General features: G+C 44.8%; 9 protein-coding genes. 6 read left to right on the top strand and 3 right to left on the bottom strand.

Annotation, left to right across the window (positions count from 1 at the left end; genetic code table 11):
• Positions 1–31: 31 nt before the first annotated feature.
• Together nrdA and ubiG are read right to left on the bottom strand one after the other, a co-directional pair.
• Positions 32–2314 carry a class 1a ribonucleoside-diphosphate reductase subunit alpha gene (nrdA, locus tag ABMY42_RS08455; RefSeq protein WP_005445098.1) on the bottom strand — a complete coding sequence of 761 codons (2283 nt, stop codon included), beginning with the start codon at positions 2312–2314 and terminating at the stop codon, positions 32–34.
• A gap of 489 nt (positions 2315–2803) precedes the next feature.
• Entirely contained in the window at positions 2804–3511 is a 708-nt protein-coding gene (gene ubiG / locus ABMY42_RS08460; protein ID WP_005445102.1) for a bifunctional 2-polyprenyl-6-hydroxyphenol methylase/3-demethylubiquinol 3-O-methyltransferase UbiG, read from the bottom strand.
• A gap of 309 nt (positions 3512–3820) precedes the next feature.
• Between ubiG and gyrA the strand changes: the two genes are divergently transcribed.
• The 3 genes from gyrA (at position 3821) to ABMY42_RS08475 (ending at position 7974) form a co-directional block, all read left to right on the top strand.
• The gene (gene gyrA, locus ABMY42_RS08465) at positions 3821–6460 is read left to right on the top strand and encodes a DNA gyrase subunit A (RefSeq protein ID WP_005445103.1); all 2640 of its coding nucleotides are present in this window, start codon (positions 3821–3823) and stop codon (positions 6458–6460) included.
• Positions 6461–6581: 121 nt separating this feature from the next.
• On the top strand, positions 6582–7205 hold the full coding sequence (locus ABMY42_RS08470; RefSeq protein WP_349266198.1) for a hypothetical protein: 624 nt from the start codon (positions 6582–6584) through the stop codon (positions 7203–7205).
• 214 nt (positions 7206–7419) lie between these two features.
• Complete coding sequence (locus tag ABMY42_RS08475; RefSeq protein ID WP_038898619.1) at positions 7420–7974, top strand: hypothetical protein; 555 nt, start codon at positions 7420–7422, stop codon at positions 7972–7974.
• Positions 7975–8070: 96 nt separating this feature from the next.
• Here the strand turns inward: ABMY42_RS08475 and nrfA are convergent, their stop codons facing one another.
• Positions 8071–9498: an ammonia-forming nitrite reductase cytochrome c552 subunit gene (gene nrfA / locus ABMY42_RS08480; RefSeq protein ID WP_005445107.1), complete on the bottom strand. Its 1428-nt coding sequence runs from the start codon at positions 9496–9498 to the stop codon at positions 8071–8073.
• Positions 9499–9949: 451 nt separating this feature from the next.
• Between nrfA and nrfB the strand changes: the two genes are divergently transcribed.
• From nrfB to nrfD, 3 genes are read left to right on the top strand one after another with little or no spacing between them, the layout of a single operon-like run.
• Positions 9950–10552 (top strand): cytochrome c nitrite reductase pentaheme subunit, encoded by a 603-nt coding sequence (gene nrfB / locus ABMY42_RS08485; protein ID WP_069687338.1) that lies wholly within the window; start codon positions 9950–9952, stop codon positions 10550–10552.
• Position 10553: 1 nt separating this feature from the next.
• On the top strand, positions 10554–11240 hold the full coding sequence (gene nrfC, locus ABMY42_RS08490) for a cytochrome c nitrite reductase Fe-S protein (RefSeq protein WP_009698393.1): 687 nt from the start codon (positions 10554–10556) through the stop codon (positions 11238–11240).
• Positions 11237–12208 (top strand): cytochrome c nitrite reductase subunit NrfD, encoded by a 972-nt coding sequence (gene nrfD, locus ABMY42_RS08495; protein ID WP_005445111.1) that lies wholly within the window; start codon positions 11237–11239, stop codon positions 12206–12208. The genes nrfC and nrfD overlap by 4 nt, the downstream gene beginning before the upstream one ends.
• Positions 12209–12214: the final 6 nt, after the last annotated feature.

Below are 12214 nucleotides of genomic sequence, written 5' to 3' on the forward strand. Positions count from 1 at the left end.
TTGTTACTACGAATTGTTTAAGTGGGGGAGATTAAATCTTACAACCGCCGCCTGCACAATCGTCATCTTGTGGTTGAACTGCGTCTTTCTGGTCGTCTTTCGCACCGTCACGAGTGTTATGGTAGTAAAGCGTCTTCACACCAAACTTGTAAGCAGTCAGAAGGTCTTGAAGAAGTTTCTTCATTGGCACCTTACCGCTCTCATAACCAGAAGGATCGTAGTTTGTGTTCGCAGAGATCGCTTGGTCAACGAACTTCTGCATAATGCCCACAAGGTGTAGGTAACCGTCGTTAGAACCGATGTTCCAAAGCAGTTCATAGTTGTCTTTAAGCTCAGCGAAATCTGGCACAACTTGTTTCAAGATACCGTCTTTCGACGCTTTAACAGACACGAAACCACGTGGCGGCTCAATACCGTTTGTTGCGTTAGAGATCTGAGAAGATGTCTCAGAAGGCATTAGCGCAGTCAGTGTTGAGTTACGCAGACCGTGTTCCATGATTTCTTGACGTAGGCTGTCCCAATCGTAGTGCAGCTCTTCGTCACAAATTAGGTCAACGTCTTTCTTGTAAGTGTCGATAGGCAGTAGACCTTTCGCGTAGTTCGTTTCGTTAAACGAAGGACACTTACCTTGCTCTTTCGCAAGCGCAACAGAGGCTTTCAATAGGTAGTATTGAATCGCTTCAAATGTACGGTGAGTTAGACCGTTTGCGCTGCCGTCAGAGTACTTAACGCCATTCTTCGCTAGGTAGTATGCGAAGTTGATAACACCAACACCCAGCGTACGACGGTTCATTGTCGATTTGTATGCAGCTGGTAGTGGGTAATCTTGGTAATCAAGCAGTGCATCTAGCGCACGAACAACAAGCTCAGACAGTTCTTCGAAGTCATCCAGAGACTTGATTGCACCAAGGTTAAACGCAGACAGTGTACATAGCGCGATTTCGCCCGAGTCATCTTCAACGTTAGTTAGTGGCTTGGTTGGCAGCGCGATTTCCAAACATAGGTTTGATTGACGAACTGGTGCTACTTCTGAATCGAACGGGCTGTGCGTATTACAGTGGTCTACGTTCTGAATGTAAATACGACCAGTTGATGCGCGCTCTTGCATTAGAAGAGTGAACATTTCAATCGCTTTAACGGTCTCTTTCTTGATTGAAGGATCGTTTTCGTATTTCACGTATAGACGCTCGAATTCTTCTTGGTTTTCAAAGAATGCGTCGTACAGACCTGGTACGTCAGATGGCGAGAATAGCGTGATGTTGCCACCTTCCACTAGGCGTTGATACATCAGTTTGTTCAACTGAACACCGTAGTCCATGTGACGAACACGGTTCTCTTCAACACCACGGTTGTTCTTAAGAACCATTAGCGAGCGCGCTTCACCGTGCCATAGTGGGTAGAACACAGTTGCTGCACCACCACGAACACCACCTTGAGAACAGCACTTAACTGCTGTTTGGAAGTATTTGTAGAACGGGATACAACCTGTATGGAATGCTTCACCACCACGGATCTCAGAACCTAGTGCACGGATACGACCAGCGTTGATACCGATACCAGCACGTTGAGAAACGTAACGTACGATTGAACTTGCTGTTGCGTTGATAGAATCTAGGCTATCACCACACTCGATCAGCACACATGAGCTGAACTGACGAGTAGGGGTACGTACACCAGACATGATTGGTGTAGGTAGAGAAATCTTAAATGTCGATGTCGCATCGTAGAAACGTTTGATGTAGTCAAGACGCGTTTCTTTCGGGTAGTTAGCGAACAAGCAAGCAGACACTAGAATGTAAAGGAACTGAGCACTTTCGTAGATTTCACCCGATACACGGTTTTGAACGAAGTACTTACCTTCTAGTTGTTTTACAGCAGCGTAAGAGAAATCAAGGTCGCGCTTGTGATCGATGTACGCATCAAGCTCGTCCAATTCAGCTTTTGTGTAGTCTTCTAGGATGTGTTGGTCGTACTTACCCATATCAACAAGACGAGCTACGTGGTTGTAAAGCGTTGGCGGCTCATATTGACCGTATGCTTTCTTACGTAGGTGGAATACCGCTAGGCGAGCAGCTAGGTATTGGTAATCCGGTGTTTCTTCTGAAATCAAATCTGCAGCAGACTTGATGATAGTCTCGTGGATATCTGTCGTCGTAATGCCGTCGTAAAACTGGATGTGAGCACGTAGTTCTACTTGTGATACCGATACGTTGTTCAGACCTTCTGCAGCCCAAGTAATAACGCGATGGATTTTCTCCAGATCGATAGTTTCTTTGCGGCCATCACGTTTAGTGACGGTAAGTTGTTGGTTCATTCTGCTTTATTTCCCTAAGAAAACTGATAAAAGCCGTATTTTTGTTTGTTTATGTGCAAAACTTGTAAAATTTGCGGCGGCTTTGTGATCAAAGTCTATCTATATATTGTAGTCGAAACACAAGATATAGGGGTTCATTTGTTTGCGAGTTACAAGATAGTGCTGTTACCCCAATTTTTCAAGGCACAGGTTTGGGATGACTTGTGGATAACTAACAAAATAAAAAAAAACAGTAAGTGAACACTAACCGATGAGAAAAGGGCTGACTTGAATGGGGAAAAATACGTTTTTTAAATCGGTTCATAAATAACCGCATGTAAAAATATTTTCCTTGATCTTTGACAGTTTTTGTTTGTTAAAAATAGTTTGGTCAAAATGGAATCTAGAGCACTTTTTTTCGACAGAAATTGACAAAAAAAGCGGCGCATCTATGCTACCGCTTTTTCTCAATCTTGATGCTCGTTTTTTGCTTAAGCGTCAATCGAACCATCAATATTTTGTAGTATGAACGATGTAGTTTACATCCACATTACGACCAAGTTTGTAGCTATCGTTGAGTGGGTTGTAATGTAAGCCTGTGATACCCATCTCGGTAAGGTCTGTCTGGTCAATCATCTTCATCATTTCACCAGGTTTGATGAACTTCTCATGATCGTGTGTACCTTCTGGCACAATCTTAAGCAACTTCTCTGCACCCACAATGGCAAATAGGTAAGATTTGATATTACGGTTCAAGGTAGAGAAGAAAACGTGACCGCCAGGTTTGACCAATGCAGCACAAGAACGAATCACTGAAAGTGGATCTGGAACGTGTTCAAGCATTTCCATGCAAGTGACAACGTCATAGATTCCTGCATTTTCTGCTGCGTGGTCTTCAATCGTGCTTTGGATGTAAGTCAACTTAGTGCCAGTCTCAAGTGCATGTAGGCGAGCGACCTCAAGAGGCTCTTTACCCATATCCAAACCAGTAACTACTGCACCTTCTTTAGCCATGCTCTCAGCTAGGATGCCACCACCACAGCCAACATCGAGCACTTTTTTACCAAATAAGCCGTCTGCTTTCTCTAGGACATAGTTCAAGCGAAGCGGGTTAATTTGATGAAGTGGCTTGAACTCGCCTTCTAAATCCCACCAACGAGAAGCCATCTCTTCGAATTTCTTAATTTCACTTGGGTCGACGTTTTGTGCTTTAGTCATGATTGTTATATCGCTTCGCTAATAGTCCTTTGGAAGGCGAGATTATACTCCAATGGTACGATACGTTAAAACTGGTTCTTTTCTCACAATCGCTACAGGAGAGATTTTTGACTGGCGTTGGTGGAAATATAGTCAGTTTTCATAAAGATATGGGATGAATGTGCAAATTCTCTTCATTTAACCCATAACCAAGCTCACAACCTGATAAAACGAGTGGGAAAGTGATGCCCCGTTGATGAATTGTGTGTTATATTTTTGCACCTTACACGTATCGTAATTACGATCAGATAATAGAGGGATAATGGCTCTATGAGCGATTTAGCTAAAGAGATCACGCCCGTAAACATTGAAGATGAGCTTAGAGGTTCATATCTAGACTACGCGATGTCTGTCATCGTGGGTCGTGCTCTTCCAGATGTGCGTGATGGCCTAAAACCAGTACACCGCCGCGTTTTATTCGCGATGAACGTACTAGGCAACGATTGGAACAAACCATATAAAAAATCAGCCCGTGTTGTCGGCGACGTAATCGGTAAATATCACCCACACGGTGATAGTGCTGTGTACGACACAATCGTACGTATGGCTCAGCCGTTCTCACTTCGTTACATGCTGGTCGATGGTCAAGGTAACTTTGGCTCGATCGATGGCGACTCTGCTGCGGCAATGCGTTATACCGAAGTACGTATGGCGAAAATGGCCCACGAACTTTTGGCTGACCTAGACAAAGAAACTGTGGACTACGTACCTAACTACGATGGTACGGAGCAAATTCCTGCAGTTCTTCCTACTAAAATTCCTAACCTACTGGTAAACGGTTCTTCGGGTATCGCGGTAGGTATGGCAACCAACATCCCGCCACATAACCTTGGCGAAGTGATCGATGGCTGTCTTGCATACATCAATAATGAAGAAATCACTATTGATGAGCTAATGGATTACATTCCTGGTCCTGATTTCCCAACTGCGGCGCTTATCAGCGGTCGTAAAGGTATTGTAGACGCGTACAAAACAGGTCGCGGCAAAATCTACATGCGTTCAAAAGCGGAAATCGAAGTGGAGAAGAATGGTAAAGAAACCATCATCGTCACTGAAATCCCTTACCAGGTGAACAAAGCTCGTTTGATCGAGAAGATCGCTGAGCTAGTAAAAGATAAGAAAGTAGAAGGCATTAGTGCGCTACGTGACGAGTCTGATAAAGATGGTATGCGTATCGTAATTGAATGTAAGCGCGATGCAGTGGGTGAAGTTGTTCTAAACAACCTTTACGCACAAACTCAGCTTCAAACCACTTTCGGTATCAACATGGTTGCGCTAAACAACGGCCAACCTCAGCTATTCAACCTAAAAGACATGTTGAAGTGCTTCGTTGATCACCGTCGTGAAGTTGTGACTCGTCGTACTATTTTCGAATTGCGTAAAGCGCGTGAACGTGCGCATATCCTTGAAGCACTTTCTCTTGCTCTTGCGAACATTGACGAAGTTATCGAACTCATCAAAAACGCACCAACTCCAGCTGAAGCAAAAGTTGGCTTGGTATCGCGTGGTTGGGATCTTGGTAACGTAGCATCAATGCTAGAGCGTGCTGGTACTGACGCTGCACGTCCTGAATGGCTAGAAGATCAATACGGTATCCGTGATGGTCTGTACTACCTAACAGAAACTCAAGCTCAAGCGATTCTAGAACTTCGCCTACACCGTCTAACTGGTCTAGAGCATGAGAAGATTCTTGATGAATACAAAGCGCTATTGGACGAAATTGCAGAGCTAATGCACATCCTTGCAAGCACTGAGCGTTTGATGGAAGTGATCCGTGAAGAACTTGAAGCGGTTCGCGATGGTTACGGCGATGAGCGTCGTACAGAAATTACAGCAGCTAGCCATGACATTGACATGGAAGAGCTGATCGCTCGTGAAGACGTAGTAGTAACTCTGTCTCACGAAGGTTATGTTAAGTACCAAATCCTAAGCGACTACGAAGCTCAGCGTCGTGGTGGTAAAGGTAAGAGTGCAACGAAGATGAAAGATGAAGACTTCATCGAGCGTCTACTTGTTGCAAATACTCACGATAACATTCTGTGTTTCTCAACTCGTGGTAAGACTTACCGTCTGAAAGTTTACCAATTACCTCATGCAACTCGTACTGCACGTGGTAAGCCAATCGTAAACATCCTTCCACTTGAGGAAGGTGAACGTATCACGGCAATCCTTCCGGTAGATGAGTTCTCTCCAGAGAAGTTTATCTTCATGGCTACGGGTGACGGTACGGTTAAGAAGACACCTCTGAACCAGTTTGCTAACGTACGTTCAAACGGTCTGATCGCAGTTAACCTACGTGATGATGACTCTTTGATCGGCGTTGATATCACTACAGGTTCAAGCGATATCATGCTGTTCTCTAAAGCAGGTAAAGTGGTTCGCTTTAGCGAAGACAAAGTACGTGCAATGGGTCGTACAGCGGCAGGTGTTCGCGGTATGAAGCTAGCAGATGATGATCAAGTGGTTTCTTTGATCGTTCCATCAAACGAAGGCGATATCCTAACGGTTACTCAAAACGGTTACGGTAAACGTACTGAACTAGCGGAATACCCAACGAAAGGTCGTGCAACTCAGGGCGTTGTGTCTATCAAGGTTTCTGAGCGTAACGGTCCAGTAGTTGGCGCGGTACAAGTAGAAGAAGGCGACGAGATGATGATGATCACCGACGCTGGTACTCTAGTTCGTACACGTGTTGCGGAAGTTAGCCAAGTTGGTCGTAATACTCAAGGTGTAACGCTTATCCGTACAGCTGAAGATGAGTCAGTGGTTGGTTTGCAGCGTATTGATGAAGTTGAAGAAGTAGAACTGCCAGAAGGCGAAGAAGCGGAAGCAACAGAAGCAAATGCAGAAGGTCAAACGCCTGAAGCACCAGCAGCGGATGATGCAGCAGAAGGTTCTGAAGAAGAGTAATCTTTTCCTTTACATCTAAGTTTGAAAGCCGAGCATTACGCTCGGCTTTTTTGTATCTGTATCAACGCAATATTGAGAGGAAGTCAGTAAACTAAACCAATATTTGCTTGTGGGGTACATTATGTCTGCTTGGTTCTTCGTTGCCATCACTCTGATGGGGTTATTCGTCGTGGTGTTATCGCTCAGCGCTTCAAAGGTCAAACCGGCTCAATGGTTTGGGCTTTGTACTTTAGTTTTGGTTGTTACTAGTGCAAGCTTTTTACTCTTGCGACAAACGCCACCGCCAACAATGCAAGCCGAGATGTCACGTATGACCAATGCACGGGATATCATGCAAGAGATCCAAGACCTGTTGCGCGAAGACCCAAATAATGCAGCATTGTGGTTTCAATTAGGGCAGGGCTATCTTGTTGAAGGGGAGCTTGATGGAGCATTGATTTGTTTTGATTATGCTATTCAGCTTAGTGACGTTGTTAGTGCCACCCAACTTGCCGCGAAAGCCACGACACTATATTACCTCCACCAACAATCCATGACGGAAGAAGTCACTCTGCTACTTGAGCAAGCCTTACAGCTCGATCCGCACAATGAAGCCGCTTTGTCTTTGATTGCAAATGACCACTTTTTGTCATTTCGTTTTCAAGAAGCCATTGATACCTGGGTACTATTATTAGATTCCAATGATCCTAATTTGGATCGTGTACAAATCATAAACTCAATCAACAAAGCGAAAGAGTTGTTGTAAGCATATAATTAGGGGGCTGTTGACCCTTCGTGCTGATTTCTGCAGCGAATTGTTGGGCCTTTACACAAAGCAGAGGTTTTGATGTGCAGTTCGTCTTTATGAGAAGCCAAAAACGCAGTAGAAGTGACCAATAAACGCTACCCCAAAGGGGCGTCTAAAATTAACCGCGAAAGATAAACAGCCTCTGGAGCAGTAAAAGGAAAGTGGGTGATGAATGAACAATAAAGCGTTAGGGATATTGGCGGTGCTATGCGGTTCCGTGTTGGCGGGTTGTACCTCTTCCGATCATTCCGGTTCCTCATCTTCGGCTTATTACGCTTCTGGTTACTACGACCCATGGTGGTACGATCATGATGATTATTGGATTTACTACTACCCAGGTTGTTGTGATAACGATGACGAGTATAAAGAGAAGTTGGAAGCGTGGTGGAACGGTTTGGATGAAGAACAACAACAATCTATCAAAGACAAAGTTGAAGATTGGAAAGACGATGATATGTCCGCCAACATCGACACCATGAAACGTCAGCTTGACGATCACTGGCAATCGCTACCAGAAGAACAAAAGCAGGAGATTCAAACTAAATGGGAGAATCGTCCGGAACGCATCGAACCAGCGTTGATGCAAGACAAAGCATTGAAAGAAAAAGTGCAACAAAGAGAAACGCGACCAGAGACAAAAGTTCAGCGCCCGGTGGCAAAACCTAGCATTCAAATGCCTAAAACACGTCCAAATATACAGCCCAGACCGAGACTTCCTCGCCGTTAATTATAAGGCGTACTGGGTTTAGTTCGTCTTTTCTTACGATAAAACAAAAAGGGCGCATTGTGCGCCCTTTGCTTTACATGGTGTTATCTTAGTTGATTAGTACGTTGCTTCGCGCTCCGCTGCTGCTTTATCCCAATCTGGAACCACGGTCTCTAAGAAGTGTTTCTTGTCCGCGTTCATTTTTTCCATATCCATCCCAAGAGCTTGTTGTGCTTTGGCTTTAGTTGAAATATCAGGGATCTGTACTGGGTCAGTAATGCCTTTCGTCGCTAGTAAACGAACCAGCTTAGTACGGGCGTCTGCTGCGCGGTCGACTGCAGTACCTAGTACTTCAAGCGCCACTTCAGGTGCGTGCATATGAACGCCATGAGAGGCAATTGCGTAATCCCAGCGCCATTGTGCATGGCGGATATCTTGAAGGATAGGTTGCATCTCTTCTTCTGTTGCCCCGGCTTTCCATGCAGCTCCTGCCTCAAAGTGCGCTGCCACGATTTGCTTCTCGGCAGTGAGCTTCATGTTCAGTACTTGCGCTTTGCGAGTCGAAACGATGCCTTGCAGCTGTTCTTTGGTTTGGGTATGACATTGCGCACACGTGTCTTCGAAACGATCAAATGGGTTACCCACTTTGTGATCGGTGTAAACTGTGCCGTCTTCTTTGGTTACTTTAGGCATGTGACAGTCCACGCAGACCACTTTGTTTTTGCCATGGATACCATCACGCCACGTTTCGTAACCCGGGTGCTGTGCTTTCAACATTGGTGCCTTGGAGACTGCATGCGTCCAATCTTTGAAATTTAGCGCGTCGTAGTATTTCTCCATGTCATTAACGGTAGTGCCCATGTCCCATGGGAATTTGACGGCTTTCGTCGGACCCGTAAAGTAGTACTCTACGTGACATTGCGCACATACTGATGCTTGTTTATCTAGGCGAGATTGCTGATCAAAGTTTTTGCCTATTGTATCGAATGCACGTTCTACGTATGGACGGGTCAATGCTAAAGCAGGCTCACCTTTCTTAAACTCTTCAGAGCGCGTGTCATGACAGTCAGAACAACCGATCGGGTTGACGATTTCTGAGCCTAAACGTGCCCATTTCCCTTCGAAATAACCGTCTTCACCTCGCTCTTCAATCACACGCGCCACATCTGGGCTTTTACAGCTCCAACACGCCATTGGCATGGGACCGGACTTCTCATCGCTAGGTGCACCAGTACGTAGAGTTTGGCGAACATCATCGAGTGCGTAAAAGTGACCGCGTGCCTTGTTGTAGTCTTTCGCGAATCCATAGCCTGCCCATAAGATTACCATGTTCGGATCTTCGCCTAGGGCATCTTCAATATGTTCGCTCTCAGAGGTGGCTTTCCATGAGTGGTATTGGTCAGGGTGTTGTTGCTCAAAGGCATCATTGCGAGGGTCCATGAGACCTTTCTCTTCTGCTGCCAACGGAGCGCCGGCCAAAAATAATTGGCTGGCGAATAAGGTCGCAACCGCGATTGGTGCGCTCATCCAGTGTTTTATGCTCACGGTGTTATCTCCATATTCGTTTTTATTAGCAGCGTTGTGAGGAGCTATTCCAAATAAGAATCGGAGATCTAAAGTTAATATTATTAGTTAATTAAAGAGATGAAATAGTGAGCGAAACTTGTCTTGTTTTAGATCAATTTACATCAGTGATCTCAATCATATTTAGATTTATATACCCCTAAAGGGGTAGTGATTAATGTCTTGTTTGATAAGGGGTTGGCTTTTTAAACCATTTTAAAAATAGGGTGATTTAGTTCGCTTTTTGAACAGGTGTTTCTACCCCTTATGAATAATAGAGGTATTATAAATATAGGTTTAGCGTTGTGGCTTTCCGAAATAAGAATTGATGTCATTTGAAGATTTGGAAAATATCTTCAGAGGAAATTAATTGTCGCTCAAATAAATAGTTGAGAATAGTTATCAATTATTATCGAGCTAAGGAAAGAAAAATATGGGCAATATAAAATTGACCATAGAGACAATGCTGAAATTTCTCTTCATCCTTGCCATCTATGGTTTTACCATCGCCGCCCATGCGACTTCTTCAGAGCCAATTGATGGAGCTCAATCTGAGCGTCATCAAGTCGAGTTAATCCGTGACAGAGACTATAAATGTCTGCAATGTCACAAGGATGCCAAAGAGACTCTGAGCCTTTCGCATGATCCTCAAGCGTTACTCAGTCAGGGTAAACAGCTTAATTGCACCAACTGCCATAGTAATATCGGTCCTGACCATCGAGAAGGCGCGCCTGATGTAATCAAGTTTTCAGCGGCTCAATCGAAAGCGGTGCACGACAAAGTGTTCTTAGACCCAAGCTTGATCCTCAAAGCGAACAGCCAGTGTGTGGATTGTCATACACCAACAAAGCTAAGAGAAAGCAACTGGACACATGATGTGCATGCTAAAAATCTCACTTGTTCAAATTGTCATGATGTACACGCCGCCAAAACTAAAGCGCTGTCGTACGACAGAAAGCAACTGATCAAACAGTGCGTGGATTGTCACTCTGAATTTGCCGTCAAACCTGAGCTCGCAAAAGAAGAGGAGAGATAGCATGAAATGTTCGAGAAGAAACTTTTTAGCCGGCAGCGGCGCATTGATATTGACCACTGGCGTTGCAGGCACCTCTGTTGTGAGCTCCTCTCTTTATGCCAGCGACAGTGAACAAGGTCAACGTTTAGGTATGGTGCATGATGAGAACGCTTGTATTGGGTGTACCGCCTGTACTGATGCTTGCAGAGAAGTAAATAAGGTGCCTGATGGCGTGACACGCCTTAAAATTCACCGTGGTGAACCGATTGGTGAATTTCCTGACGTGGAGTATCAGTTCACTCGAGAGTCCTGCCAGCATTGTGATAACCCTCCTTGTGTATATGTATGCCCAACAGGGGCTGCCTATAAAGATGAAGCGACTGGTATTGTCGATGTACACAAGGAAAAGTGTGTCGGTTGTGGTTACTGTCTTGCTGCTTGTCCTTATCAAGTGCGTTTCTTTAATCCCGTCGACCATTCTGCGGACAAATGTAACTTCTGTAGAGATACCAATTTAGCGCAAGGTAAACAACCAGCTTGTGTTGAATCTTGCCCAACTAAGGCGCTGATATTTGGCGATCTGAACGATCCAACGAGTGACGTGAGTAAAGCGATAGAAAGCCATGTGGTGTACCGCGATAAATCACATTTGGGTACGCAACCTAAGCTGTACAAAATTCCGCATAGTAAAGGGGAGGTGTCATCATGAACGGCTTTGAAAGTGCTTTCCATTTTGACTCGTTAGTCTGGGATTGGATCATCGCGATTTACTTATTCTTAGCGGGCATGTCGGCTGGAGCTGTGATGATCGCGCTCTATCTTAAGCGCAAAGTCATTGAAGGTGATCCGGCGAATAATGGCATCATGAAAGCAATGGCTTGGCTAGCACCATTTGGCATTATCTCGGGATTAGTGATTTTGATTTTCCACTTAACCAAACCTCTCGAGTTTTGGAAGATCATGATTTACTACAACCCGACGTCAGTTATGTCGATGGGCGTCATCCTGTTCCAAGTCTATATGATTGTTTTGTTCGTGTGGATTGGCACTATTTTCCGTCATCAAATCATCCGTTTTTGTGAAGGAAAATTGCCGAGCAAATTGCTCGATTTGGCGGATACTGTCTTGATCAAAGCAGGTAAAGCGAATAATGCCGTAGAATTGTTCTTAGGTTTCTTGGCGATTGTACTCGCGGCATACACTGGCTTCTTATTGTCTGCACTCAAGACTTACCCAATGCTTAACAATCCAGTGCTACCAATCTTGTTCCTATTTTCAAGTTTGTCTTCCGGTGCTGCGGCCAGTTTGATGTTTGGTATCTTGGTATTTAAAGAACCAACCAGCAGTCCTAGTGTGTCATGGGTACACGGATTTGAACGCCCAGTCGTATTGTTTGAGTTGTTTGTCCTAGTTACCTTCTTTACCGGACTGATCTTCAGCGGTGGTCAGAACGAAGTCGCGGCTTGGAATGCGATATCGACGGGTTTTTGGGCACAATGGTTCTGGGGAGGCGTGATCCTCATCGGCATGTTAATGCCTTTGACGCTCAATTGGTTGACGCCTGCCGAAGTTCGTCACAAAGGTGGCTATGTGTTCGTGGTGACTTCTTTGAGTTTGGTTGGGGTATTGATGCTTCGTACCTTCATTCTCTATGCCGGTCAAATGACCATCGTATAAAGGAGG

This window comes from Vibrio sp. SSH13-20, assembly GCF_040104475.1.
Lineage (GTDB): Bacteria > Pseudomonadota > Gammaproteobacteria > Enterobacterales > Vibrionaceae > Vibrio > Vibrio harveyi.